A 24,480-nucleotide genomic window follows, 5' to 3' on the forward strand; every position below is an offset into this window, starting at 1 on the left:
GCCAAGAAGGGAAGTTCGGGATGAGCGACGCGACGGGACACCGGCCGGGCGAGGCGGCGATCGCCCTGCCCGAGACCTACGATGCCGGGCTCTACTTCATCGGCCGCATCCGCACGCCCTGGGCGACGCGCGGCGAATGCCCGAAGAACGGTCTCAAGACCGATGCGGTCTGCACCGTGATCATTGATGCGCCGTTCTCCGACGCGCTCCAGAACGTCGAGGGCGCGAGCCACCTCATCGTGCTCTACTGGATGGACGAGGCCGCCCGCGACCTCGCGCTCCAGCGCCCCCGCCATGCGGAGGGCAGCCGGGGCACGTTCTCCCTGCGTTCGCCGGTGCGCCCGAACCCCATCGCCCTGTCGGTGGTCGAGCTTCTGGAACGGGACGGATCGAGCCTGCGGGTGCGCGGCCTCGATTGCCGCGACGGAACCCCGCTCCTCGACATCAAGCCCTACTTCGCGACGACGGATTCGCGTCCCGGTGCCACGGTGGAGCGCGCCGGAACGGCACCGCGCTGACGCGATCCCCCCGGCGCGACCTCGGCAATCAGCCGGCGGGTGCCGGCTCCTCGGCGCCGTGAACCTGCCCGTCCGCGCCGTGGACCTTGCGCGGCGTGCCCTTCGGCGGCGCCTTGATCCGGTACCAGCCGACATAGAGCGCCGGCAGGAAGAACAGCGTCAGGAAGGTGGCGGCAAGGATGCCGCCGATCATGGCGTAGGCCATCGGCCCCCAGAACACCTCGCGGGCGATGGGGATCAGGCCGAGGCTCGCCGCGGCCGCCGTGAGCAGGATCGGTCGCATGCGGTGGCAGGTGGCGTCCACCACCGCGTCCCAGGGGGGAAGCCCGTCGCGCTCGTACTCGTCGATCTGGGTCACCAGGATCACCGAGTTGCGCACGATGATGCCGATCAGCGCCAGCACGCCCAAGATCGCCACGAAGCCCATCGGCTTGTTGAAGGTGAGAAGCGCGATGGCGACGCCAATCAACCCCAGCGGCGCGACGCTCGCCACCAGGAAGAGCTTCTGGAAGCTCTGGAGCTGAATCATCAGGAACATCGCCATGGTGAGCAGCATCACCGGCGCCACCGCCGCGATCGGCCCCTGGCCCTTGGCGCTCTCCTCCACGGCCCCGCCCACCGCCAGGACGTAGCCGTCCGGCAAGCTCTTGTTGAACGCGGTGATCTTCTCGTCGAGCTGGCTCACCACCGTGGCGGGCTGGGTGTCGTCGGAGATCGAGGCCCGCACCGTGATGGTCGGCAGGCGGTCGCGGCGCCAGACGATGGGCTGCTCCAGCTCGTAGCCGATGGTGGCAAACGCCAGCAGCGGAACGACGCTGCCGTTGGCCAGCGGCACCTGCAGGCTCTGGAGCGTGTCGAGGGAATTGCGCTCCACGGCCTGCGCGCGGGCGACCACGTTGACGAGGTAGATCGAATCCCGGACCTGGGTGATCGCCCGGCCGCCCACGATGCCGTTGAGCAGGCCCGCGATGTCCTCCGAGGTCACGCCGAGCTGGCGCGCCTTGTCCTGGATGATGTCGACCTTGAGCACCTTGCCGGGCTCGTTCCAGTCGAAGGTCGGCACGTCGAGATGCGGGTTGCCGCCGACGATGTTGCCGAGGGTGAGCGCGTAGGCCCGCAGGGTCTGCAGGTCGGGGCCGCTGAGGCGGTACTGGACCGGGCGTCCGACCGGCGGTCCGAGGTCGAGGGAGTGGATCAGGAAGTCGGTGCCGACGAATTTCTCGCGCGCGAGCTTGTCGAGCTTCAGCTTCATGCGCTCGCGTGCCTCGATCGACTTCGTCTCGATGACGATCTGGCCGAAGAAGGCGTTGCCGAGCTGCTGGTCCAGCGGCAGGTAGAAGCGCACCGCGCCCTGGCCCACATAGGACGACCAGCGCACGATCTCGGGGTCGCCCACCAGGGTCGCCTCGAAGCGGTCCATCTGGCCCTTCGTCTCCGCGATGCTGGCGTTCTGCGGCAGCGTCATGTCGACGAGGAGCTCGGGCCGGTCGGAGGCCGGGAAGAACTGCTGCTGCACGAAGCCCATGCCGACGATCGAGGCGCCGAGCATGCCGAGGCAGACGATCACGGTGGTCCATCGCCAGCGCATGGCGCCCAGCAGCAGCCCCGTGAAGATCCGCATCGACCGGCTCGGGGTGCCGTGATCCTTGTGCTTCATCTGCTTCGGCAGGAGCTTCACGCCGATGAGGGGCGCGAACAGCACCGCCACCACCCAGGAGACGAGGAGGGAGGCGGCGATGACGACGAAGAGCGAGTAGGTGTACTCGCCCGCCGACGAGCCATTGAAGCCGATGGGCAGGAAGCCCGCCACGGTCACGAGCGTGCCGGTCAGCATCGGGAAGGCGGTGGAGGTGTAGGCGAAGGTCGCAGCCTTCTTCAGGCTGTCGCCGACTTCCAGGCGCGCGACCATCATCTCGACCGTGATCATCGCGTCGTCGACGAGGAGGCCGAGGGCGATGATGAGGGCACCCAGCGAGATGCGCTGGAGCGTGACGCCCATGACCTGCATGACTACGAAGACGATGGCGAGGACGAGCGGGATCGACAGCGAGACCACAAGGCCGGCGCGCCAGCCCAGCGAGATGAAGCTCACCGCCAGCACGATCACCACGGCCTCGACGAGTGCCTTGGTGAAGCCGCCCACCGCCTCCTCGACGATTTTCGGCTGGTCCGAGACGAGGTGGATGCCGACGCCCACCGGCAGCTCGCCCTCGAGCTTGCGCATGCGTTCCTTCAGGTCGTGGCCGAAGGTGAGCAGGTTGCCCGAGGGCTGCATCGCGATGGCCAGACCGATGGCCGGCTGTCCGTTGAAGCGGAACAGATCGGTCGGCGGGTCCGTGAAGCCGCGGGAGATCTCGGCGACGTCGGAAAGGCGGAAGAAGCGGTCGTTCACCCGCAGGTTCACGGCGCGCAGGCTCTCCTCGTTGATGAACTGGCCGCCGACCCGGACGGAGACCCGCTCCGGCCCGGCCTGGATCACGCCGGAGGGCGCGATGGCGTTCTGCGATTGCAGGGTCTTGATCACCGAGTTGGTGTCGAGGCCGAGGCCGGCGAGCTTGCGGGTGGAGAAGTCGAGATAGATCACCTCGTCCTGCGCGCCGAGAAGCTGCATCTTGCCCGCAGACGGCACCTTCTTCACCTCGGCGCGGACCCGCTCGACGTAGTCGCGCAGCTGGCGCGGGGTCACGCCGTCGGCCGTGAAGGCGTAGACGTTGCCGAAGACGTCACCGAACTCGTCGTTGAAGAACGGCCCCTGGATCCCTTGCGGGAAGGTGTTCTGGATGTCGCCGATGCGCTTGCGGACCTGGTAGAAGATCGCCGGGATGGTCTTGGGCGGCGTCGTCTCGCGCAGCTGCACGAATACCGTGGCCTGGCCCGGCGTGGTGTAGCTGCGGCTGAAATCGACGGCATCGATCTGCTGCACCTCCTTCTCGATCCGCTCGGTGACCTGATCGAGGGTGTCGCCGATGGTGGCGCCGGGCCAGCGCGCCTGCACGATCATGGTCTTGATCGCGAAGGGCGGGTCCTCCTCGCGCCCGAGGCGCTCGTAGGCCAGGAAACCGGCCACCACCGAGATCAGCATCAGGAACCAGACGAAGGAGCGGTGCTCCAACGCCCATTCGGAGAGATTGAAGTTCTTCACGGGATTGCTCTCGCCTCACCGGGGTGGCGGCTGATGATGGACGGCGTTAGGCTCGGGCGCGTCAGGGCGCCTGATCGGGCAGGCGTACGGCCTGCCCGTCCTTGAGCGAATGGACGCCGGCCAGGACCACGCGGTCGCCGGCATCCAGGCCCGCGCCGATGCTGACGTGGTTCGCGTCCCGGCGCGTGACGGTGACGGGCCGCTTGAGCACGCTCTTCCCGTCGGGCGCGACGACCCAGACGGCGTCGCGGCCATCCTCGGTCAGCACCACGGTGGCGGGCAGGTCCACATGGGGCGGCTCGGCCCGCGCCAGGGTGACCGTGAGGGTCGAGCCGAGGCGGAAGGCCTCCGAGGGCTTGACCAGGGTCATGCGGATGCGCCGGGTGCGCGTGGTCTGGTCGGCGAAGGGTGCGATCTCGCGCACCCGCGCCGTCGCCGTCACGTCCGGGGCGCTCTGAAGCGAGACGGTGAACTGGGCCTGCGTCGGCATCGTGCCGACGAGTTCCTCGGGAATGTCGACCACGGCCTCGCGCTCCTCGGGCCGGGCCAGGGTCGCCACCGCCTGGCCCGCGCTGAGCACCTGTCCGACCTCGGCGCTGCGCACCGTGACGACGCCGTCGAAATCCGCGTGCAGCTCCGTGTAGCCCATCTGGTCCTGGGCCCGCTGCAGGTTCGCCTCGGCCTGGGAAACGCGGGCCTGGGCGGTGTCGCGGCTCGCCACGGCGGTGTCGAGCTGGGCCTGCGTGACGTTGCCGCCGGCGAGCAGGCGGCGGCGGCGCGATTCCGTGGCGCTCGCGTTCTCGGCCTGCGCCTTGGCATCGGCGAGTTCCGCCTCGGCCCTGGTCAGGGCGAAGCGGGTCACCACCGGATCCAGGGCGGCGATGCGCTGCCCCTTGTGGACGATGTCGCCCATGGTCACGTCGCGGGCGATCATGCGCCCCGCGATCTGGAAACCGATCTCGGACTGGTAGCGCGGCGCCACGACACCCGCGAAGGGGCCGAAGACCTGGGCCGAGACCGGCTTCACGACCCGGTAGAGCACCGGCCGCACAGGTGGCGGCGCAGCCGTCTCCTCCGCCGCCTGACAGGCGCCGAGCGGGAGGACGAGCGCGAGGGTGAGCAGGGCCGGACGGATCATCGCGTGGCCTCCAGGGTCTCGGCGACCGCGACGGCCTGCCCCGGCCGAAGGAGCTGGATGCCCGCGATGACGACCTCCTCGCCGGGCTCGACGCCGCCCTTCAACGCGATGGTGTTGGGCCCGTAACGCTCGATCGTGACGGTGCGGGGCGAGACGGTGCCGCTGGCGGGATCGCGCACCCAGACCGCCGGGGCGTTCTCCCAGCGATAGAGCGCCGACCAGGGCAGCACGATCGCTTGGCGCGGCCGGAACTTGCCGGTGCCGATGACGACGGCGCCGAGGCTCATGGCCTCGGGCGTCTCGTCGAGCCCGACCTTGACCCGCACGGTGCCGGAGGCGGCATCCACGCTGGGGGAGATTTCCCGCACCCGGCCGACCGCCTGGACCCGCGGATCGGCCTGGAGCGTGACCGCGACGGTCTTGCTCTCGGGCGGCGCCGCGAGCACCGCCTCGAAGATGTTGAAGACGGCGTCGCGCGGCCCGTCCTGTGCCATCACCAGCACGGTCTGGCCGGTCTGCACGACCTGCCCGACTTCGAAGGTACGGCTCAGCACGATGCCGTCCACGCCCGCCTTCAGGTCCGTGTAGGAAAACTGCTCCTCGGCACTGCCCAGGGCCGCCTTGGCCGAGTCCACCGAGGCCTGTGTCGTGCGCAGCTGCTGCTCGGCGTCGTCGTAGCTCGGGCGGGTGGTGTAGCCGCTGGCCATGAGCTGCTCCTGGCGCTTGAAGTTCAGCTTGGCCTGGGTCAGCAGCGCCTCGGCCGAGGTGAGCGCGGCCTGCGCGTTGTTGAGGTTGGCGCGCTGCTCCTGCGGGTCGAGCTTGGCCAGCACCCGATCGGCGGTGACGTGATCGCCCACCTCCACGAGGCGCTTGGCGATCTTGCCGTTGGTGCGGAAGGCGACGTTCACCTGCGACTGAGCCTGGATGTCGCCGGTGAAAATGAGGTCGGAGGCGATGGTGGTGGCGCGCGCGACTACCGTGCGCACCACCGCGACGGCGGGGTTCGCGGGCTTGGCCGCCGCCTTGGCATCGCCCTCGGCGCTCGACGCGGGCGACATCGCGGCGGCACAGGCCGCGAGCACCAGGGCCATGCCCCCGCGCTTACGCGGCCACACGGTCAGCCAACCCACCATCGCGTCCTCAGAACTCGAAAGGCCCCACCCTCCAAAGTCACATATCGGCTATCCTACCGACCGTCCAGACGGTTTCTTTTTTTCGCGGACCATCTTCCCGGCTCGACCGTTCCCCGGTATCCCCTTGATGAGATCGACTTTCTCGCCGGTCGCGGCGCTGATCGTCCCCCCCTCGAAGCCGCCGGCGGACCGGCCGGATCGTCGATGATGAAGGCGCGTACCCGCCGCGAAGACCGACCCCTGGTGGTCCTGGACGCCGCAGAACGCCTGATTCGGCGCATGGGCACGCGCACCCTCACCATCGACGCGGTGGCGGCAGAGGCTTCGTTGAGCAAGGGCGGCGTCCTGCACCACTTCGCGTCGAAGGACGCTCTGATCTCGGCGCTGGCCGAGCGCAAGCTGCGTGAGATCCGCGAGAGCGTGGCGACCCACGAAGCCGAGCAGGGCGCGAACGCGGCCGCCCTCCCCCTGGCGCTGATCGCCCATGCGCGTCAGGTCTATGCCGACGAGGACGGGTTTCCCCGCGCCCTCCTGCTGGCCTCCGCCGAGAACCCCGAGGCCTTCGCCGGCTTCAACGCCTTCCTGAAGCAGCGCCTCGCCCAGATGGAGGACGTGGCCTGCTGCCCCGGCGCCGGCGCGATGCTGACCTTCGCCACCCTCGGCCTCCTGCTGACCCGGACCTTGGGCTTCCACTGCCTGGAAGGGGCGGAGCTGGAAAAGCTCTTCGACGCGATGGAACACGCCGCCAAGGGTCTGCCGAAGTCCGGGAGCCCGACGCCCTGATCGCGTCTCAGGCGCGGTTGCGGAAGGGATGCAGGAGCTGGCCCGCGAAATCCTTCGGGAAAGTCGGGTCTTCGATCCCGAACCGCTCGGGCCGCTCGCCCTTCGGCATGTAGTAGGTCCCGAACATCAGGTCGAGAATCGGGAAGGTCGCCGAGAAATTCTTCGAGCCGCCCTGGTCGATGCCGGTGTGATGCCAGCGATGGTAGATCGGGCTGACGATGACGGTCTTCAGAATCCCGAAATCCCAGTTCAGGTCGCTGTGGATCAGGGCGGAATGCCAGACCTGGAAGGGTGCCACGAAGGCGATGACCTCGAGGGGCATGCCGAGCAGGATCAGCACCACGTCCGGAAGCACGATGTGGATGAGGTCGTCCATCGGATGGAAGCGACGCGCCGACACCCAGTGCAACTCTTCGGTGGAGTGATGCACCGCATGGTAGTGCCACAGGGTCATGGTGTGGAACGCCCGGTGGGTCGCGTACATCATGATGTCGATGAGGACGATGTAGACGACCACGCTCAACCAGAACGGCATGCCGGCGAGCAGGGACACCCCCAGCGACGGAGGCGTGCCTGGGGCGTCGTCACCCAGGATCATCGAGAACCAGAGCGTGCCGGTGATGAGGAACAGCAGGCTGAGGTAGCGGGTGAACAGCGGCGTAGCGAACCACCAGCAGATGTCGGTGATCATCTCGGAGGTGCGCCACCACGGCTTGCCGGAAGCTCCGGGAAACAGCGCGCACAGGATCGTCAGGACGACCGCCAGGGCCAGCGTCGTCGGAAGGCCTGCGATGATCGCATCACTGAATTGGGTCACGACGGCCAAGGCCCAATCGGTCATGCGTCAGCCCTCGCGTACAACTCTGCTTCCGTAGAACTGTCAGATCCGCCTTAAGGGCCGGTTATGCGCATCGGCGAAAGTCCGGGCGATCCTCACGCCGAACAGGGCGTGCGGAGATTCAGCGTCCGGCGGCACGCGCTGCACCACGCGCGTCCTCGATCTGCGCGACCGCCGCGCGCACGCGCATGTCGATGAGCGTGCGCCCGCGCTCGGCCGAGGCGCGGCTCGGATCGCCGCCTGCGCCCGTGGCCTCGGCGCGCAATCCGATGCCGGCGAGGCGGTCGAGGTCGACCCCCTCGGGCCAGATCGCCATGAGTTCGGAGGTGTCCTGGATCCCGGCGTGGCGCCCGATGGTCTCCATCGTCTCGCCCGCAGCCCGGAGCCAGTCGAGCTGGGCAGCATCGTCGTAATACGCGCTCACGTCGACGACACGGACCCCCTGCGGTGCCCATTCCCGGGACAGGCGCTCTGCGACCTCGCGCTGCGGCCCTGTGCTCGCCCCGTGGTCGGCCAGGAAGCCGATCGTCCGGAAGCCCGCGCCCTTCAGGCTGCGGGCGATCCCCTCCAGGGTGCCGGCGAAGACGGCGTCCGGGACGCCGATCGTACCGGGATAACGCAGGTGGCCCTCGGGCGGGTCGTAGGCGCCCTGCGGCACATAGGAGATCACGGGGGCGACCAAGGTGCGGCCCAGCCCCTCGGCGATCCGGCGCGCGGCCCAGCCGACGATGCGGTCGTGCTTGCCCGTCACCATGTGGATGCCGTTCTGCTCGATGCCGCCGCTCGGCACGAGCACGGTGGTCGCGCCCCGCGCGACGGCGCCGCGCACCTCCACCCACGTCATCCGCGCGATCTCGACCTCGCCCGAGAGCGGGGCCGTCAAGGGCCGGCCGACGAACGCGAGACCGGCGACGAGGGCCGCGAGGCACAGGGTGCCCCACTTGGCCGCGACGAGTAAGCGGGACGGAGGCGGCATGACGGGCTCGAAACGACGAGGGACGGCGGAACGGTAGCCTTCGGGCGTTAACGGAGCGGTGTCCCCGCCGCCTCGGCCATCGCGGTAAAGAGCAGGGCATGGCGGCCGGCCAGGGCGTCGATGTCGGTGGAATAGCCGCCGCCGATGACGCCGACGAGGGGCACCCCGCGCCGCCGGGCCTCGCCCACGACGTAGCGGTCCCGCGCCAGCAGGCCCGCATCGGTAAGGTCGAGGCGACCGAGGCGGTCGTCGCGGTGGGGGTCGACACCGGCATTGTAGAACACGATGTCGGGGGCCAGCGCGTCGAGGAGCGGTCCGACATGGGCCTCCAGCACCGCGAGGTAACCGGTGTCGTCGAGGCCATCGGGCAGGCCGACGTCGCGGTCGCCCGCGATCTTGCGCGTCGGGTAGTTCTTTTCCGCATGGATCGAGAGGGTGAACAGGTCGGGTGTGCCGCTCAGGCAATCGGCGGTGCCGTCGCCCTGATGGACGTCGCAATCGATCACGAGGGCGCGGGCGATGATGCCGTCGGCGTGAAGCTGGCGCGCCGCCACCGCCACGTCGTTGAAGATGCAGAAGCCCGCCCCGGTCTCGCGCCGGGCGTGGTGGCTGCCCCCGGCCGTGCTGCCCGCGATGCCGTGCGCCAGTGCCAGCCGCGCCGCCAGCAGGGTCCCGCCCACGGAGGCGCAGGAGCGGGCCACCACCGATTCGCCTACCGGCAGGCCGATATTGCGCTCGATCTCGCGGGAGACGTCGTGGGCCAGCACCGCCTCCACGTAGGCGCGGTCATGGGCGAGCGCGAGGAGCGCGGCCCCGGCGGGCTCCGGGCGGGCGAAGCCGTCCGGCACGAGGCCCTGGTCCACGAGGAGTTCGGCGAGGCGGCCGTACTTCCGCATGGGGAAGCGGTGCCCCTCCGGCAGGGTCGCCTCGTAGGCCGGATGGAAGACGATGGGCAGGCTCATCCGAGATCCGCCGCCAGCCGCCCGGCCAGGGCCGCGCCGCTGTCGTAGGCGGCTTCGACGCGCGGCCCCAGGCAGGCATCACCCGCATAGCCGACGCGCGCGGCCGGATCGTAGAGACAGGGCGCGCCGCAGGTTCCGGTCACCAGGGCGTAGCGCCAGCGATGGGCGCGCAGATGGATCGGCGCGATGGCCGTGCCGAGGAGCGCACCGAGGGCCGCGAGCAGGGCGGCCTGCACCGCCTCGGGGGTCTCCTCCAGGTGAGCCGCCGACCAGTCCGGCGAGGCATGGAGGGTGAGGTGGGGCGCGCCCCCCGAGCGGCCGGGCTTCGTGCTCTCCCGGAACACGGCCGCGATCGGACCGTCGCCGGGCCGGAGCACGTCGCCCGCGAAGGGAAGCTCCTGCGGGACAGCGAGCATCAGCGACCAGCACGGTGCATAGGCGGCTTGGGCGAGCCCGGCGAGGCCCGGCACCGCCGAGCCGAGGAGCCGCTCGGCCTGGGGGGCCGGGGCCGTGAGCACCAGCGCGTCGAACACCCGGACCTCGGATGCTTCGGCGAGTGCGAGGCGCCAGCCGGCAGCGTCGCGTGTCAAGCCCGTCACCGTGCGCCCGACATGAACTTCGAGGCCGGCGAGGAGATCGCGCACCGGGGCCGTCATGTCGGGCACCGCCGCGTCCGCGCCGGGCGCGTCCCAGGGCGCCACGATCCCGCGCGCGCGCCAATCGTCGAGGCGATCGCGGAAGGCCGGCCCATGGGCGCGCAGGAGCTGTGCCCCGTGGTCGAAGCGAAGCCCGGTCTCGCGGTCGCGGCGGGTCGCCATGCGGCCCCCGACCTGGCGTCCCTTGTCGAACACGCTCACGGCGAACCCGGCCTCGGCGAGGTGGCGCGCGGCGCTCGCCCCCGCCATTCCGGCCCCCACGATCACCACCTGCGCCGGTCTGGCCAAACCCTGTCTCCCACACGACACCGCAGGCTTGTCATACGCCTGAAGCATCCGGGCTGTTAGGGGCGCTGATGCGCCAAGCGCCGCGACCCCGTGTCCGGCGGACCGGTGCGCGAAGGGCGCCGCAACGCCCGCCAGGGGAGAGGTCGCGGATGTGGGAGGGGCCGATGTGGAACGCGGCGATGCGTGACCTGGGCGCAACCGGCACGCTCGTGGCCCTCGCCCTCTGCGGCGCCCTCACGCTGATCAACCTCGCGGGCATCGCGGTGGCGGCCCGCCGGATCGGGCGCGGCCGGGGCACCGGCCTGGTTCCGGCGGGCGCACCCGTCTCCCTGGTCAGGCCCGTCTGCGGCGTCGAGGCGTTCAGCGAGGAATTGCTGACGCGGGGCTTCCAGCTCGCCTATCCCGATTACGAGATCCTGTTCTGCGTGGCGGACGCGGACGACCCGATCGTGCCCCTGCTGCGCCGCCTGATGGCCGCGCATTCCGGAATCCCCGCCCGCCTGATCGTCGGCGACGAGCGCATCAGCGACAACCCGAAGCTGAACAACTGCGTGCGCGGCTGGGAGGCGGCCCGGCACGACTGGGTGGTGCTCGCCGATTCCAACGTCGCGATGCCGCCGGACTATCTTCAGCAGCTTCAAGCGGCCTGGCGCCCGGATACCGGCCTCGTCTGCTCGACGCCGATCGGCGCCCGGCCGGACGGCCTGTTCGCCGCGGTGGAATGCGCCTTTCTCAATACCCTTCAGGCGCGCTGGCAATACACCGGCGAGGCCCTGGGCCTCGGCTTCGCACAGGGCAAGAGCATGCTCTGGCACAAGCCGTTCCTCGAGGCACGCGGCGGCATCCGGGCCCTGGCCGCGGAGATCGCCGAGGATGCGGCGGCCACCAAGCTGGTGCGCGCAGCGGGCGCCCGGGTACACCTCGTCGCTGCGCCCTTCGACCAGCCCCTCGGCCGCCGCACCCTGTCGGAGGTCTGGTCGCGCCAATTGCGCTGGGCGCGCCTGCGCCGGGTCACGTTTCCGCTCTTCTTCGCCCCCGAGATCGGTTGCGGCCCGCTCCTGCCCTTCGGCATCGCACTCGCGGCGGCGCCTTCCCTCACCCTCGCGGCGATCCTCGCCGGCCTCACCACCCTCTGGTACGCGGCCGAGATGGGGCTGGCCCACCGGGCCAAATGGTATCGCCGGCCGCAGCTGCTCCTCGCCTTCCTCGTCCGTGACACGCTGATCCCGGCCCTCTGGACCTGCGCCTGGATGCGGGGCGCGATTCTCTGGCGGGGCAACGCGATGGACATCCGGCCCAAGGCCGGCGGCTTCGATCCGGCCCCGCCCCGGTCCTGGCGTCGCCCGCGCGCCAGTGCCGCCTGACGGCTGCGCTCTTGGCTTCCCCCAAGGGCCGGTGACAACCGGCGGAGGGGATGGCGCGATGCAGGCAAGGACGGACGCCACAGGGGCCTCGACGCCGTCCACGCTTGGGGTATCGCGGTCGGCCTCGTGATCTCGGGCACGTATTTCGGCTGAAGCTCCGGCTGGGCTCGGCTATGAGGCGCGCATGAGAATCGCGATCCTCGAGGCGGGCGCACCGCCGGAGCGGCTCAGGGGCCGCTATCCCGGCTACGGACGGATGACGGCCGACCTCCTCGGCGCGGGACATGTCGGGACGATCTACTCCATCACCCGCGGCGACTGGCCGACCGGCCCGGAGCGCTACGACGCCGTCTTCGTCACCGGGTCACCCGCAGGCGCCTACGACCCTCACCCCTGGATCGTGGACCTGCTCGAATTCCTGCGCCGCCTGGACCGGGCCAAGCCCCTGGTCGGCATCTGCTTCGGCCATCAGGTCATGGCGCAAGCCTATGGCGGGCGCGTCGAGAAATCCGCGAAGGGCTGGGGACTCGGGCTGCACGCCTACGACATCCACGAGCGGGCGACCTGGATGGACGGCGCGGCCACGGTATCGGTCCCGGCGATCCATCAGGATCAGGTGGTGGCGTTGCCGCCCGGGGCCCGGACGCTCGCCGGCAGCGCCTTCACCCCGCACGGCATCCTGGCCTATGCCGACCGGCGCGCGATCTCGTTCCAGTTCCATCCGGAATTCGAAGCGGACTACGCCCGTGCGCTGGTCGCCGGCCACCGGCCGGGGGACCTCGATCCGAAGCAACGCACTGACGCCCTCGCGTCCCTGGAGCGGCCGGGTGACGGCGCCCGCGTCAAGCGATGGATCGCGCGGTTTCTCGAAGCGGAATGAGGAGCGGGACGGTGGCGAAGCCGCGCCGTCGCTGGTGCCCGCGGAGGGACTCGAACCCCCACGCCTTTCGGCTTCCGATTTTGAGTCGGACGCGTCTACCATTCCACCACGCGGGCACGCGCCGCATGTCCTGCCGCGCGGGCCTGCGGCTGTCAACCGATTGCCGGAACGGATGCACCCTGTCCGGCTTCGGGCCAAGCCACGCGGTTTTGTCGGCAGATGCGGCCCCGGGGTGCTCGCCAGCCCGGGCGCGGTGTGGTCAAAGGCGCCGTTTCGCCGTTCTCCAGCCATCCCGGACCCGTTCATGATCCGTCGCCTCTACGAGTGGATCCTCGCGCTGGCGGGTAAGCCGTCGGCGCCCTACGCCCTCGGGGCCGTGGCCTTCGCGGAGAGTTCGTTCTTTCCCGTGCCGCCGGACGTGATGCTGGTGCCGATGGCGGTGAGCCGGCCGGACCGGGTCTGGTTCTACGCCCTCGTCACCACCCTCGCCTCGGTGGCGGGCGGCGTGCTCGGCTACGCCATCGGGGCGCTGCTGTTCGATTCGATCGGTCAGTGGGTTTTTCGGGTCTACGGTCTCACCGACAAGGCGGCGACCTTCCAGGCCTCCTATGCGCAGTACGGGCACTGGGTGATCCTGCTCAAAGGCCTGACGCCGATCCCGTTCAAGCTCGTGACCATCACGTCCGGCTTCGCGCATTACGACCTGTTCTGGTTCGTGGTGCTGTCGCTGCTGACCCGCGGCGCGCGTTTCTTCCTGCTCGCGGGACTTCTCGGCCGCTACGGCGTTCAGATCCGTGGGGTGCTCGACCGGCACCTCAACGTCGTGGCGGCGATCTCCGTCGCGGTGATCATCCTGGGCTTCGTTCTGTTCAAGGTGCTTCTGTAGAGATGGACTACGCCTCGCTCCTCCGCCTGCGCCGGGCCGCCCTCCTCGTCCTCGTCGGCTCCGTGCTGACAATCGCGGGCGCGTTCTACTTCCAGTGGGGGCTCGGCTACGTGCCGTGCAAGCTCTGCCTGCAGGAGCGGATTCCCTACTACGCGGCGATCCCGCTGGCGCTCCTCGGCCTGTTCGTTCCGGCCTGGGCCGCGCGCCTCGTCCTCGGCCTCGCGGCCATCGGCCTGCTCTACGGGGCCGGGCTCAGCGTCTACCATGCGGGCGCCGAGTGGGCGTTCTGGGCGGGCCCGACGGATTGTGGCGGCGGCACGGGCGCCAACCCGAAGGAGATCGGCGACTTTCTGAACACCTTGCAGACCACGCGGGTGGCGGATTGCTCCACCGCCGCCTGGCGCCTGTTCGGAATTTCCTTGGCAGGCTGGAACGCGCTCATCGCCTTCGTGCTCGCCTCGGTGTCCGGCACGGCGGCACTCAGGCGCTGAGGACAAGGCTCAGTGCCGGTCCTCCAGGGCCGGCGGCAGCGGCGCGACCTCGATGCCCTCGTCGATCAGCGCGCGCGCCTCGTCGAGGCTGGCTTCCCCGTAGATCGCGCGGGTCTCGGTCTCGCCGTAATGGATGCGCCGAGCCTCCTCGGGAAAGCGCGACCCGACATCGTCTGCATTCTGGGTCACCTGCGCGCGCAGGGCCCGCAGCATGGCGCGCAGGCGCTGCTCGGGCTCGCTGGACGCGAGTTCCGGCATCGACGCCATCGACGGCACCGGCAGACCGGGCTCGGCGGGCGCTTCAACACCCGCTGCGCGCGGCCCCCGGTCGGTGCGGGCGACGGAGGGCGCCATCATGCTCTTGCCGACGCGGGCCGATCCGCAGACCGGGCAGCTCACCAGTCCGCGCGCGGCCTGCGCATCGTAGGAGTCACTCGACGGAAACCAGCTCTCGAAGCCGTGCCCGGCCTCGCAGGCGAGGGTGTAGCGGATCATGGGACCGGAGTTTGGGAGACGAGGGTCAGGCGGGGCGTCCGACGCGTTCGACGGTGAAGGGGCGCGCGTGCTGGAGGGCCGGGATGCGGGCGCGAGCGTCGGTGACGCGGGACAGGTCGATTTCCGCCAGGATCACGCCGGGCTCGGACCCGCCGGCATCGGCCAGCACCTTGCCCCAGGGATCGACGATGAGCGAGTGGCCATAGGTGTCGCGCCCGTCTTCGTGATGCCCGCCCTGGGCGGCCGAGATCATGAAGGAGCCCGTCTCGATGGCGCGGGCGCGGTGGAGCACGTGCCAGTGGGCCTCGCCGGTCTGCTGCGTGAAGCAGGCGGGCGCTGTGAGGATCGCCGCCCCCGCCTCGGCCAGGGCCCGGTAGAGGGCGGGAAAGCGGATGTCGTAGCAGATGGCGAGGCCGATCGGCGCCCAGGGCGTGTCGGCGACCACCGCGCAGGCACCGCCCGTATAAGTGGCGGATTCCCGCCAGCGCTCGCCGTTGGGCAGATCGACGTCGTAGAGGTGCAGCTTGTCGTAGGATGCTGTGATCGCGCCCTCGGCATCGATCAGGAAGGCGCGGTTGGCGATCTTGTCGCCGTTGCGCACGGCGAGCGAACCGATCTGGATCACGATCCCGCGCATGCGCGCGACCTCGCGCAGGGCCGCCAGGGTCGGGTCTTCGTCCTGCCCGGTGACCTTCTCGAACAGGCTGGTCCGGCTGCGCTCCACCAGGGAGGTCATCTCGGGCGTCTGCACGTAATGCGCGCCCGCATCGGCGGCCTCGCGCACCAGGGACACGGCGGCATCGCGGTTGGCGAGCGGATCGCGCCCGGAGCGCATCTGCACACAGGCGGCGGTGAACCGGGGCTCGGCGCTCACGCGGCCACCATCGGATCGAGCTTGCCGGCACCGTTCAGGGCGTAGAGGTCGTCGCAGCCGCCCACATGGGTATCGCCCACGAAGATCTGCGGCACGCTGGTGCGCCCACCCGCCCGCTGCACCATCGTGGTGCGCGAGCCGGAGGCCTTCTCGACGTCGATCTCGGTGAAGGCGATGCCCTTGTCACGCAGCAGGCTCTTGGCCGCCGAGCAGTACGGGCACCACGCGGTTGTGTAGATCGTGACCGGCTTCATCGTCGTAACGCCCCATCCCAATCCCACCAGCATATAGGCGAGCGCGCCGGCTCTTCCTACTGCCCGTCGGGGGCGAGTGGGCGCGAGGGGCTCAGGCCGCCAGAAGCTTCTCGACCTCGTTGACGAGATCGCGCAGGTGGAACGGCTTGGACAGGACCTTGGCGTCCTTCGGGGCCTTCGAATCCGGGTTCAGCGCCACGGCGGCGAAGCCCGTGATGAACATCACCTTGATGTCCGGGTCGAGCTCCGTGGCGCGGCGCGCCAGCTCGATTCCGTCCATCTCGGGCATCACGATGTCGGTGAGGAGCAGTTCGAAGGGCTCTTCGCGCAGGCGGTTGTAGGCCGAGAGGCCGTTGTCGAACGACAGCACGTCGTAGCCGGCGTTCTGCAACGCCTTGGCCAGGAAGCGGCGCATGTCGTTGTCGTCTTCCGCCAGGAGGATCTTCATCGCGCGGCGTCCCGTACCTTTTGATTCGTCGTGTTCTTTCCACAAAGCACCGGCTTGGTAAACAGAACGTTGCCACGTGGTCCGGGCCGGGTGTCCAACGGCACGGGCAGTGGCGTCGCGCCGCGTCCGTCCTGCTGGACAGGCCAGCCGGCAAACCGCACAGTGAGCGCATGCGTTGTCCCGTCCGCACCGAGGCGCCCGCGCCGCGATGACAGAGTCGTCTCAAGCCCCCGAGGCGTCCGGAGCGGCAGCCTTCGATCCGCCCTTCACGGTGGACGAGCCGACGGCGCACACCCTCCCCTTCGTGTTCAACACGCCCCATTCGGGCGCGGTCTATCCGCCGGCCTTCCTGGCCGCCTCGCGGCTGGCCGGCCTCGCGCTTCGGCGCTCGGAGGACGCGCATGTGGACCGGTTGTTCGCACCGGTGGTCGATCTCGGCGCCCCCCTGATGCGGGCGCATTTTCCGCGCGCCTTCCTCGACGTGAACCGGGAGCCCTACGAGCTCGACCCGCGCATGTTCGACGGGCGCCTGCCGGCCTTCGCCAACACCCGCTCCATGCGGGTGGCCGGCGGTCTCGGCACCATCCCGCGCCTCGTGGCCGACGGGCAGGAGATCTATCGTGGGCGCCTGCCCGTGGAGGTCGCGGTGGAGCGGATCGAGTCCCTCTACAAGCCCTATCACCGCACCCTGCGCGGCTTGATCCAGCGCACGGCACGCCAGTTCGGGCACGCCATCCTGATCGATTGCCACTCGATGCCCTCGTCGAGCCTCGGACGCGACGAGGCGGCGCGGGCCGACGTCGTCCTGGGCGACCGCTTCGGCACCGCCTGCGCGCCGATCCTCATCGACGCCTTCGAGCACCACCTGCGGGCACGGGGCTACCGCGTGCTGCGCAACAAGCCCTATGCGGGCGGCTTCATCACCGAGCATTACGGCGAGCCGAACGTCGAGCGCCACGCCCTCCAGATCGAGATCAACCGGGGCCTCTACATGAACGAGGCGACCCTCGCGATCACCCCGGGGTTTTCGGAATTGGTCTGGCATCTGCGCAGCGTCGTGACGGCCGTGGCCGCCGAAGTGCAGGGCCTCTCACCGGCCCGGATGGCTGCCGAATAGGGCCTTGATCCAAGAAACTTTTGCCGCGATCCCGAAAAGATTTCGCCGGTCCGCGCAGGAAAATGATGGTTTTGCCGGCCCCTTCCCGTGCAAGTCCGGTTAGGAGTAGCCCAGACCGAGCGCGTACCTATAATGCAGGCACGCTGCCGCCGCACGAGCCAGAGCCCATGACGTCTCGCATTCCCGACTTCGCGACCGTTCCGTACGCGGCCGATGCCGTTCCGGCTCCGGTGCCGCCCATCGGCGAACCCTGGATGACCCCCGAGGGCATTCCGGTGAAGGGCGTCTACGGTCCGCAGGACCGCGAAGGCATCGAGTTCCTCGACACCTATCCGGGCGTGGCGCCCTACCTGCGCGGCCCCTACCCGACGATGTACGTGACCCAGCCCTGGACCATCCGGCAATACGCCGGCTTCTCCACGGCAGAGGATTCGAACGCGTTCTACCGGCGCAACCTCGCCGCCGGCCAGAAAGGCCTGTCGGTGGCCTTCGATCTCGCCACCCACCGGGGCTACGATTCGGACCACCCGCGCGTCTCGGGCGATGTCGGCATGGCGGGCGTCGCGATCGATTCGATCTACGACATGCGCACGCTGTTCTCGGGCATACCGCTCGACGAGATGACCGTCTCGATGACGATGAACGGCGCGGTGCTGCCGATCCTCGCCCTCTACATCGTGGCAGCCGAGGAGCAGGGCGTTCCCCCGGAAAAGCTCGCCGGCACGATCCAGAACGACATCCTCAAGGAGTTCATGGTCCGCAACACCTACATCTACCCCCCGGCGGGTTCGATGCGGATCATCGGCGACATCTTCGCCTACACGTCGAAGAACATGCCGAAGTTCAACTCCATCTCGATCTCCGGCTACCACATGCAGGAAGCCGGGGCGACGAACGACCTCGAACTCGCCTACACGCTGGCCGACGGCGTCGAGTACATCAAGGCTGGGCTCGCCGCCGGCCTGACCATCGACCAGTTCGCCCCACGCCTGTCGTTCTTCTGGGCGATCTCGACGAACTTCTTCATGGAGATCGCCAAGATGCGGGCTGCGCGCCTGATCTGGGCCAAGCTCGTCAAGGAGTTCGAGCCGAAGAGCGACAAGTCGCTGCCGCTGCGCACCCACAGCCAGACCTCCGGCTGGTCGCTGACCGCGCAGGATGTGTTCAACAACGTCACCCGCACCTGCATCGAGGCGATGGCGGCGACGCAGGGCGGCACCCAGTCGCTGCACACCAACGCGCTGGACGAGGCCCTGGCGCTCCCCACCGACTTCTCGGCCCGGATCGCCCGCAACACGCAGCTCTTCCTGCAGCAGGAGAGCGGTACGACGCGCATCGTCGATCCGTGGGGCGGCTCCTACTACGTCGAGAAGCTCACCCAGGACATCGTCACCCGCGCCTGGGAGCACCTGCGCGAGGTCGATGAGCTCGGCGGCATGGCCAAGGCCATCGAGGCCGGCATCCCGAAGCTGCGCATCGAGGAGGCCGCCGCCCGCGCCCAGGCCCGGATCGATTCCGGTCGCCAGACCATCGTGGGCGTCAACAAGTACAAGCCCGATGACGACCGCGCCATCGAACTGATGCGCGTCGACAACGGCAACGTCCGCACCCTGCAGATCGACAAGCTCAAGCGCCTGCGCGCCGAGCGCAGCCAGGCCGATGTCGACGCGGCGCTGAGCGCGCTCACGGCCGCCGCACAGGGCCAGGGTAATCTCCTCGAACTCGCGGTGAGCGCGGCACGGGCCAAGGCCACGGTGGGCGAGATCTCGGATGCGCTGGAGAAGGCATGGGGCCGTCACCGGGCCGAGATCCGCTCGATCTCGGGTGTCTACAAGCGAGAGGTGGGTGGCATGTCGCCGGTGGTCGAAACCGTTCGCAAGCTCGTGGAGACCTTCGAGGAAAACGACGGGCGCCGCCCGCGCATCCTCGTCGCCAAGATGGGTCAGGACGGGCATGACCGCGGCCAGAAAGTCATTGCCTCCGCTTTTGCCGACCTCGGCTTCGACGTGGATATCGGCCCCCTCTTTGCGACCCCCGCCGAGGCCGCGCGACAGGCGGTGGAGAACGACGTCCACATCGTCGGCGTCTCGTCGTTGGCCGCCGGCCACCTGACCCTGGTACCCGAGCTGAAGGCGGCGCTCACCGAGCAGGGCCGGGGCGACGTCATGATCGTCATCGGCGGCGTGATCCCGCCCGGCGACTACGACGCCCTGTACGCCGCCGGCGCATCGGCGATCTTCCCGCCCGGCACCGTGATCGCGGAAGCCGCCGTGAAGCTGATCGAGGAACTGAACGGGCGCCTGGGCTACGCCGCCCGCCAAGCGGCGGAGTAAGCAGTCCGCGGGTCAGAAAACGTCTTTGAAAGCCGGGTTTCTGTCGTAGCAGGGCGCCGCGAACGATGGCGGTTCTACCCGTGACACGGTAGGACCCTCAGCAGATTTGAGGTGTGCGCACATCGGCGTGCATGATCATCTGAGAGGAGAGTGTCATGTCAGAGCGGTCCGGCCATCTGATCTATCCGGTGATCCTGTGCGGCGGATCGGGCACGCGGCTTTGGCCGGCCTCGCGCGAGAGCATGCCCAAGCAGTTCACCCCGCTGATCAATCCGGACAGCTCCACCTTCCAGGATACGGCCCGCCGACTGACGGATGACGGCGTTTTCGCCCGCGCCACGGTGCTCACCAGTAGCGATGCACGCTTCATCGTCGCCGAGCAGCTCGCTCAGGCCGGCATCGCGGCCGACATCATCCTGGAGCCCGAACGGCGCGACTCGGCCGCCGCGGTGGCGGTCGCCACCCTCCACGCGGCCGCCCAGGACCCGCAAGCCGTGGTGCTGATCATGGCCGCCGACCACGTCATCGGCGACACGCCGGCCTTCGTCGAGGCCGCCCAGTCGGCCGCCGCCGGCGCGCGGGCCGGGCAGATCATGACGCTCGGCGTCACCCCGACGGCACCGTCCACCGGCTACGGCTACATTCGCGTCGGTGAACCCCTCCACGACGGCTCTGGGAATCACCGGGTCGCACGCTTCGTGGAGAAGCCGGATCGGGCCGGGGCCGAGCGGCTCATCGCCGAAGGTGCGCTCTGGAACTCGGGCTACTTCCTGTTCCGCGCCGACGTGATGCTGGCCGAGCTCGAAGCCCACGCGCCGGAAATCCTGGAGGCCACCCAGGCCGCCCTCGCGGGCGCGGTCCGCGACCTCGACTTCGTGCGGCTCGATGCGGCCGCCTTCGGCCAGGCGCCCAAGACCTCAATCGACTACGCCGTGATGGAACGCACCGAGCGGGCCGGCGTCCGCCCGGTCTCCTTTCCCTGGTCCGATGTCGGAACCTGGGACGCGGTCTGGGAAGTGCTCCCGCACGATGCGGACGGCAATGCGCTGCGCGGCCGGGTCGAGACCGTGGATACCCGCGGCAGCCTGATCCACAGCGAGGGCGAGCACCTGACGACGGTAGTGGGCCTCGACGACGTGGTGGTGGTGGCGACCGCCGACGCGGTCCTGGTGACGTCGAAGGCGCGGGCCGCACAGGTCAAGGACCTTGTCACGAATCTGCGCGCGAAGGCGTACCCGGAGGCCGACGCCCATCGCCGGATGTACCGGCCCTGGGGCTGGTACCAGCGCATCGACATCGGCGAGCGCTTCCAGGTGAAGCGCATCATGGTGACGCCGGGCGGGCGGCTCTCGCTCCAGAAGCACTATCACCGTGCCGAACACTGGGTGGTGGTCAAGGGCACGGCGGAGGTCACGCTCAACGACGCGGTCGTGCTCGTCCACGAGAATGAGGCGGTCTACCTGCCCATCGGCTCGATGCACCGCCTGACCAACCCGGGCAAGATCCCCCTGGAGCTCATCGAGGTTCAGGTCGGTTCCTACACGGGCGAGGACGACATCATCCGCGTCGAGGATATCTACGGGCGGTAGGACCGCGACGATCCGGCCCGCCCGATGACGTCGGGCGGGCCGGGACGACCCCGTGGCAATGGTCTCCGGCGCGAACGGCCCTGCGGGCGCGCTCTCAGATCCGCTCCAGAAACTCCGTGACCGGCGCGGCCAGGACGGCGGCGAGATGCGCGCAGCGGTGCGCGGTGAAGGCACAGGCCGAGCGGGCATTCGCCACCACGCGGGAAACGCGCCAACGGGCGCCACGCCCCACGGCGAGACCGCGCAGACGGTTGCTGATCGCGAGGCTGCTGCGGTCGAATTCGATCTTCACGGTGTCGGCGTAGAAGGCGGAGACCTTGTCGGCGTCCATACCCGGCGTCGCGAACCAGGCCGGCACGTACTCGCGACAGAGGCGCTCCACGTCGATCAAGGCCTTGTGCATGCCGGTTCCGGAGACAGGGCACGAGGTGCAATAGGCGTCCCCGATCAGCACCACGCCGGCGCGCTCGTGCCCCTGCGTCTGGCGGAGGTCGATCGGACGGATATCGAGGTTGCCCTCGATCTCGATGGGTCCGCAGATCCGCTCGAGGTTCGGGAGCGTCCGCCGCAGGGTCTCGGCGGGATCGCTGCGAAGCGACTGGATCCAGGGCTCGTCATGGTCGCGGTAAACGAACAGGTTGGCGCGCATGCGCGACCCGATCGGGAACAGCGAGATATAGGACACGCGGTCGTTCCAGCGCTCGCCGTAATAGACGATCGACTCGAACGGGAACGCCGCCGGGGGCGCCTTCAGGTAGAACCCGATGCAGATCGAGTGGTCACGCTGGGCATCCACGATGTCGATCCCGACCCGTCGATGGATGGCGGCGCCCGGCCCCGTCGCGACGATGAGGAGGCGTCCCTCCACCACGGAGCCGTCGCTCAAGGTGACGCGCTGGATGTCCGCTCCGCTGGCGATATCGGCGACGCGCCCGAACCGGAGTTCGACCTGCTTCGGCAGCATCGCCCGTAGGGCGGTGATCAGGTCCTTGTAGGCGAACGCGTATTCGCGCCGGGTGCGGCGCGTCATCACGCGTCCGAACCGGGCGATCCAGACACTGGAGATCGGCGTGGCCGTGGCACGCACCGTTTCGCCGAGCCCGAGGCGATCGAACAGAGCGAGGATGGGGGTGCCGAGCTTCTCGGCCCGCAGGCTCGGGGGCACGACGGCCGCAGCGTCGATGACCACGACGTCGATGCCGCCCTGCGCCAGGGTCGAGGCCGCGACGCTCCCGGCGAGGCCCGCACCGATGATGACGACATCGGTCCGTCGGGGAGCGTTCGCCGCCTCCGACGAAGCCGCAGGTGCAGCGGGCTGAAGGGGCACGGAGATGGGAACGGGTTCGTCGCTGAGCACAGAAACCTCACGATCGCGAGGGATTAATTTCCAGATTCACTTGCAGCAATTTCGCAAGATGGAAAGTCCGGACGGCCGGAAAGAAGGCGGAAAGGCCTTCGATCAGTACTTATTACGCAGGCCGACTTGCGTCATTCGGCAAGATGCCCCTGGTGCTTTTGGTTAATGGTCAACCGTATCCAATTCCCCTCGGCGCTTCCGCCATTCATCTTGCGGGGTTGCTTGATCGCCGCGGCGCCCCTGGCGAATCACACCTGCGCCGGGCTCTCCGCGCGGCCCCGATAGGACAGCGCTTCGGCGAGGTGGATCCGGCGTACCCTGGCTTCGCCGTCGAGGTCGGCGAGCGTGCGGGCGACGCGCAGCGTGCGGTGGAATCCGCGGGCGGAGAGGCGCATGCTCTCGGCAGCGGAGCGGATCAGCGCGGCGCCTTCCGGGTCGGGGGCCGCGACGGCCTCGATCACCGGCGCGGGACAGGTGGCGTTGGTGACGACGCCGGTGAGATCGTAGGCCGCGTAGCGCCGATCCTGGAGCGCGCGGGCGGCCGCGACCCGGCCCGCCATCTCCGCCGAGCCCTCGGCCGGTGGCGGCAGGATGAGATCGGCCGCCGTCACCGCGCCGACCTCGATGCGCAGGTCGATGCGGTCGAGGAGCGGGCCGGAGATGCGGGCGCCGTACTGCGCGACGCAGCGCTCGTTCGGCCCCTTGCGACAGGCATAGCCCGGCTCCAACGCTTGGCCGCAGCGGCAGGGATTCATCGCGGCGACCAGCTGGAAACGAGCCGGATAAGTCACCCGGTGATTGGCGCGCGCGATCATCACCGAGCCGGTCTCCAGGGGCTGGCGCAAGGAATCGAGCACCTGAGGCGTGAACTCGGGCAGTTCGTCGAGGAACAGCACGCCCCCATGGGCCAGCGAGGCTTCGCCGGGGCGGGCGTTGATGCCGCCGCCGACGAGGGCCGCCATGGAGGCGGAGTGATGGGGTTGCCGGAACGGCCGCCGGTTCGAGAGGGCACCCCCCTTCAGTTCCCCCGCCACCGACTGGATCATCGAGACCTCCAGCAGCTCCCGGGGACCGAGGGGCGGCAGGATGGAGGGCAGGCGCGCGGCGAGCATCGATTTGCCCGCGCCCGGAGGACCGTTCATCAGCAGGTTGTGCCCCCCGGCCGCCGCGATCTCCAAGGCGCGCTTGGCGCCCTCCTGTCCCTTGATGTCGCGCAGGTCCGGCAGGGGGCCGCCGGCCGCCGCGATGGCGGGTTCCGGCCGGGCCATGACCTGCGTACCCTTGAAGTGGTTGGCGAGTTGGATGAGCGAGCGGGGCGCCAGAACGTCCATGTCGCCGCCTGCCCAGGCCGCCTCGGGTCCGGTCGCGGCCGGGCAGATGAGGCCGAGGCCGCGCGCATTGGCGGCCATGGCGGCGGGCAGAACGCCGGAGACGGGCGATATGGTGCCGTCGAGGGCGAGCTCGCCCAGCACGCAGTAGCCCGCCAGCGCGTCCGCTGGCAGGGCGCCGATGGCGCCCATGACCGCGAGCGCGATGGGCAGGTCGTAATGCGAGCCCTCCTTCGGCAGGTCGGCCGGTGCCAGGTTGACGGTGATGCGCTTGGCCGGCAGCGCGAGGCCGGAGGCGATGAGGGCGGAGCGCACCCGCTCGCGGGATTCCGCCACGGCCTTGTCGCCGAGCCCGACCACCGTGAAGGCGACGATGCCGGGGGCGATCTGCACCTGGACGTCCACGGCCCGCGCCTCGATTCCCTCGAAGGCGACGGTGGCAACGCGGGTGACCATGCTGAACCGCCCCTGGGCTCGACGTTCCCGCGACCCTAGTGCTCTGACTCAGACGGATGGTTCAGGAGCTCGGCTGAGGGCGTCGAAGATTGCAGAGGCGGGTTTAGTCCAGATGAAGGGCTTTGGGCTACGGTTGTGCTCGGCGATGTAGCGATTGATGGCGACCTGCAGGTC

Annotated in this window: 22 protein-coding genes, 1 tRNA gene and 1 pseudogene; 9 read left to right on the top strand and 15 right to left on the bottom strand. The window is 69.5% G+C overall.

What is annotated here, in order from left to right:
- The first annotated feature begins 20 nt into the window (after positions 1-20).
- The gene (gene tsaA / locus MKK58_RS22440; protein WP_243914993.1) at positions 21-518 is read left to right on the top strand and encodes a tRNA (N6-threonylcarbamoyladenosine(37)-N6)-methyltransferase TrmO; all 498 of its coding nucleotides are present in this window, start codon (positions 21-23) and stop codon (positions 516-518) included.
- Between the two features lie 28 nt (positions 519-546).
- On the opposite strand, the gene MKK58_RS22445 is transcribed toward tsaA, so the two are convergent.
- From MKK58_RS22445 to MKK58_RS22455, 3 genes are all read right to left on the bottom strand, one after another.
- Complete coding sequence (locus MKK58_RS22445) at positions 547-3,600, bottom strand: efflux RND transporter permease subunit (RefSeq protein ID WP_409565295.1); 3,054 nt, start codon at positions 3,598-3,600, stop codon at positions 547-549.
- A 121-nt stretch (positions 3,601-3,721) separates the two neighbouring features.
- Positions 3,722-4,798, bottom strand: a complete 1,077-nt coding sequence (locus tag MKK58_RS22450) for an efflux RND transporter periplasmic adaptor subunit (protein WP_243914995.1) — start codon at positions 4,796-4,798, stop codon at positions 3,722-3,724.
- Positions 4,795-5,931: an efflux RND transporter periplasmic adaptor subunit gene (locus tag MKK58_RS22455; protein WP_409565293.1), complete on the bottom strand. Its 1,137-nt coding sequence runs from the start codon at positions 5,929-5,931 to the stop codon at positions 4,795-4,797. Before MKK58_RS22455 ends, MKK58_RS22450 begins: the two co-directional genes overlap by 4 nt.
- A 204-nt stretch (positions 5,932-6,135) precedes the next feature.
- On the opposite strand from MKK58_RS22455, the gene MKK58_RS22460 reads away from it, so the two are divergent.
- Positions 6,136-6,714 carry a TetR/AcrR family transcriptional regulator gene (locus MKK58_RS22460; protein WP_243914996.1) on the top strand — a complete coding sequence of 193 codons (579 nt, stop codon included), beginning with the start codon at positions 6,136-6,138 and terminating at the stop codon, positions 6,712-6,714.
- A gap of 7 nt (positions 6,715-6,721) precedes the next feature.
- On the opposite strand, the gene MKK58_RS22465 is transcribed toward MKK58_RS22460, so the two are convergent.
- The 4 genes from MKK58_RS22465 to MKK58_RS22480 form a co-directional block, all read right to left on the bottom strand.
- Positions 6,722-7,555 carry a sterol desaturase family protein gene (locus MKK58_RS22465; RefSeq protein WP_243914997.1) on the bottom strand — a complete coding sequence of 278 codons (834 nt, stop codon included), beginning with the start codon at positions 7,553-7,555 and terminating at the stop codon, positions 6,722-6,724.
- Between the two features lie 118 nt (positions 7,556-7,673).
- The gene (locus MKK58_RS22470) at positions 7,674-8,528 is read right to left on the bottom strand and encodes a creatininase family protein (protein WP_243914998.1); all 855 of its coding nucleotides are present in this window, start codon (positions 8,526-8,528) and stop codon (positions 7,674-7,676) included.
- A gap of 47 nt (positions 8,529-8,575) precedes the next feature.
- Positions 8,576-9,490 carry a histone deacetylase gene (locus MKK58_RS22475; protein WP_243915000.1) on the bottom strand — a complete coding sequence of 305 codons (915 nt, stop codon included), beginning with the start codon at positions 9,488-9,490 and terminating at the stop codon, positions 8,576-8,578.
- Positions 9,487-10,434 carry an NAD(P)/FAD-dependent oxidoreductase gene (locus tag MKK58_RS22480; protein ID WP_243915002.1) on the bottom strand — a complete coding sequence of 316 codons (948 nt, stop codon included), beginning with the start codon at positions 10,432-10,434 and terminating at the stop codon, positions 9,487-9,489. Before MKK58_RS22480 ends, MKK58_RS22475 begins: the two co-directional genes overlap by 4 nt.
- A 179-nt stretch (positions 10,435-10,613) precedes the next feature.
- Between MKK58_RS22480 and MKK58_RS22485 the strand changes: the two genes are divergently transcribed.
- Both MKK58_RS22485 and MKK58_RS22490 read left to right on the top strand, forming a co-directional pair.
- Positions 10,614-11,798, top strand: a complete 1,185-nt coding sequence (locus MKK58_RS22485) for a ceramide glucosyltransferase (RefSeq protein WP_243915004.1) — start codon at positions 10,614-10,616, stop codon at positions 11,796-11,798.
- 184 nt (positions 11,799-11,982) lie between these two features.
- Positions 11,983-12,678, top strand: coding sequence for a glutamine amidotransferase-related protein (locus MKK58_RS22490; RefSeq protein WP_243915006.1), 696 nt, complete (start codon positions 11,983-11,985; stop codon positions 12,676-12,678).
- Between the two features lie 32 nt (positions 12,679-12,710).
- Here MKK58_RS22490 and MKK58_RS22495 read toward each other — a convergent pair.
- Positions 12,711-12,794: transfer RNA gene (locus MKK58_RS22495), tRNA-Leu, on the bottom strand.
- A gap of 188 nt (positions 12,795-12,982) precedes the next feature.
- On the opposite strand from MKK58_RS22495, the gene MKK58_RS22500 reads away from it, so the two are divergent.
- The gene (locus MKK58_RS22500; protein ID WP_238280774.1) at positions 12,983-13,564 is read left to right on the top strand and encodes a YqaA family protein; all 582 of its coding nucleotides are present in this window, start codon (positions 12,983-12,985) and stop codon (positions 13,562-13,564) included.
- Between the two features lie 2 nt (positions 13,565-13,566).
- Positions 13,567-14,055 carry a disulfide bond formation protein B gene (locus tag MKK58_RS22505; RefSeq protein WP_243915008.1) on the top strand — a complete coding sequence of 163 codons (489 nt, stop codon included), beginning with the start codon at positions 13,567-13,569 and terminating at the stop codon, positions 14,053-14,055.
- Between the two features lie 9 nt (positions 14,056-14,064).
- On the opposite strand, the gene MKK58_RS22510 is transcribed toward MKK58_RS22505, so the two are convergent.
- From MKK58_RS22510 to cpdR, 4 genes are all read right to left on the bottom strand, one after another.
- Positions 14,065-14,550 (bottom strand): DUF1178 family protein, encoded by a 486-nt coding sequence (locus MKK58_RS22510; RefSeq protein ID WP_243915009.1) that lies wholly within the window; start codon positions 14,548-14,550, stop codon positions 14,065-14,067.
- 25 nt (positions 14,551-14,575) lie between these two features.
- A complete protein-coding gene (locus tag MKK58_RS22515; RefSeq protein ID WP_313899298.1) occupies positions 14,576-15,424 on the bottom strand; it encodes a carbon-nitrogen hydrolase family protein in 849 nt (282 codons plus the stop codon).
- Positions 15,421-15,678, bottom strand: a complete 258-nt coding sequence (grxC, locus tag MKK58_RS22520) for a glutaredoxin 3 (protein WP_243915011.1) — start codon at positions 15,676-15,678, stop codon at positions 15,421-15,423. The genes MKK58_RS22515 and grxC overlap by 4 nt, the downstream gene beginning before the upstream one ends.
- Positions 15,679-15,769: 91 nt before the next feature.
- Entirely contained in the window at positions 15,770-16,126 is a 357-nt protein-coding gene (gene cpdR / locus MKK58_RS22525; protein ID WP_003603128.1) for a cell cycle two-component system response regulator CpdR, read from the bottom strand.
- 208 nt (positions 16,127-16,334) lie between these two features.
- Here cpdR and MKK58_RS22530 point away from each other — a divergent pair, with 208 nt between their 5' ends.
- From MKK58_RS22530 to MKK58_RS22540, 3 genes are all read left to right on the top strand, one after another.
- On the top strand, positions 16,335-17,243 hold the full coding sequence (locus MKK58_RS22530) for an N-formylglutamate amidohydrolase (protein WP_243915013.1): 909 nt from the start codon (positions 16,335-16,337) through the stop codon (positions 17,241-17,243).
- 167 nt (positions 17,244-17,410) lie between these two features.
- Positions 17,411-19,576, top strand: a complete 2,166-nt coding sequence (gene scpA / locus MKK58_RS22535; RefSeq protein ID WP_243915015.1) for a methylmalonyl-CoA mutase — start codon at positions 17,411-17,413, stop codon at positions 19,574-19,576.
- 155 nt (positions 19,577-19,731) lie between these two features.
- Positions 19,732-21,165 (top strand): mannose-1-phosphate guanylyltransferase/mannose-6-phosphate isomerase, encoded by a 1,434-nt coding sequence (locus tag MKK58_RS22540; protein ID WP_243915016.1) that lies wholly within the window; start codon positions 19,732-19,734, stop codon positions 21,163-21,165.
- 94 nt (positions 21,166-21,259) lie between these two features.
- On the opposite strand, the gene MKK58_RS22545 is transcribed toward MKK58_RS22540, so the two are convergent.
- The 3 genes and pseudogenes from MKK58_RS22545 to MKK58_RS22555 form a co-directional block, all read right to left on the bottom strand.
- A complete protein-coding gene (locus MKK58_RS22545; protein WP_243915018.1) occupies positions 21,260-22,492 on the bottom strand; it encodes an FAD-dependent oxidoreductase in 1,233 nt (410 codons plus the stop codon).
- A 278-nt stretch (positions 22,493-22,770) separates the two neighbouring features.
- Positions 22,771-24,306, bottom strand: coding sequence for a YifB family Mg chelatase-like AAA ATPase (locus MKK58_RS22550; RefSeq protein ID WP_243915019.1), 1,536 nt, complete (start codon positions 24,304-24,306; stop codon positions 22,771-22,773).
- Between the two features lie 48 nt (positions 24,307-24,354).
- Positions 24,355-24,480, bottom strand: a pseudogene (locus MKK58_RS22555) (IS630 family transposase); the annotation flags it as partial.

This window comes from Methylobacterium sp. J-078 (assembly GCF_022829285.1).
In the GTDB taxonomy this organism is placed as follows: Bacteria; Pseudomonadota; Alphaproteobacteria; order Rhizobiales; family Beijerinckiaceae; genus Methylobacterium.

Excerpts from the sequence above, each read along its gene's own strand:
- tsaA (WP_243914993.1), top strand. The coding sequence starts at position 21 with ATGAGCGACGCGACGGGACACCGGCCGGGCGAGGCGGCGATCGCCCTG.
- MKK58_RS22445 (WP_409565295.1), bottom strand. The coding sequence starts at position 3,600 with ATGCTGATCTCGGTGGTGGCCGGTTTCCTGGCCTACGAGCGCCTCGGG.
- MKK58_RS22450 (WP_243914995.1), bottom strand. The coding sequence starts at position 4,798 with ATGATCCGTCCGGCCCTGCTCACCCTCGCGCTCGTCCTCCCGCTCGGC.
- MKK58_RS22455 (WP_409565293.1), bottom strand. The coding sequence starts at position 5,931 with ATGGTGGGTTGGCTGACCGTGTGGCCGCGTAAGCGCGGGGGCATGGCC.
- MKK58_RS22460 (WP_243914996.1), top strand. The coding sequence starts at position 6,136 with ATGATGAAGGCGCGTACCCGCCGCGAAGACCGACCCCTGGTGGTCCTG.
- MKK58_RS22465 (WP_243914997.1), bottom strand. The coding sequence starts at position 7,555 with ATGACCGATTGGGCCTTGGCCGTCGTGACCCAATTCAGTGATGCGATC.
- MKK58_RS22470 (WP_243914998.1), bottom strand. The coding sequence starts at position 8,528 with ATGCCGCCTCCGTCCCGCTTACTCGTCGCGGCCAAGTGGGGCACCCTG.
- MKK58_RS22475 (WP_243915000.1), bottom strand. The coding sequence starts at position 9,490 with ATGAGCCTGCCCATCGTCTTCCATCCGGCCTACGAGGCGACCCTGCCG.
- MKK58_RS22485 (WP_243915004.1), top strand. The coding sequence starts at position 10,614 with ATGCGTGACCTGGGCGCAACCGGCACGCTCGTGGCCCTCGCCCTCTGC.
- MKK58_RS22490 (WP_243915006.1), top strand. The coding sequence starts at position 11,983 with ATGAGAATCGCGATCCTCGAGGCGGGCGCACCGCCGGAGCGGCTCAGG.
- MKK58_RS22500 (WP_238280774.1), top strand. The coding sequence starts at position 12,983 with ATGATCCGTCGCCTCTACGAGTGGATCCTCGCGCTGGCGGGTAAGCCG.
- MKK58_RS22505 (WP_243915008.1), top strand. The coding sequence starts at position 13,567 with ATGGACTACGCCTCGCTCCTCCGCCTGCGCCGGGCCGCCCTCCTCGTC.
- MKK58_RS22510 (WP_243915009.1), bottom strand. The coding sequence starts at position 14,550 with ATGATCCGCTACACCCTCGCCTGCGAGGCCGGGCACGGCTTCGAGAGC.
- grxC (WP_243915011.1), bottom strand. The coding sequence starts at position 15,678 with ATGAAGCCGGTCACGATCTACACAACCGCGTGGTGCCCGTACTGCTCG.
- cpdR (WP_003603128.1), bottom strand. The coding sequence starts at position 16,126 with ATGAAGATCCTCCTGGCGGAAGACGACAACGACATGCGCCGCTTCCTG.
- MKK58_RS22530 (WP_243915013.1), top strand. The coding sequence starts at position 16,335 with ATGACAGAGTCGTCTCAAGCCCCCGAGGCGTCCGGAGCGGCAGCCTTC.
- scpA (WP_243915015.1), top strand. The coding sequence starts at position 17,411 with ATGACGTCTCGCATTCCCGACTTCGCGACCGTTCCGTACGCGGCCGAT.
- MKK58_RS22540 (WP_243915016.1), top strand. The coding sequence starts at position 19,732 with ATGTCAGAGCGGTCCGGCCATCTGATCTATCCGGTGATCCTGTGCGGC.
- MKK58_RS22550 (WP_243915019.1), bottom strand. The coding sequence starts at position 24,306 with ATGGTCACCCGCGTTGCCACCGTCGCCTTCGAGGGAATCGAGGCGCGG.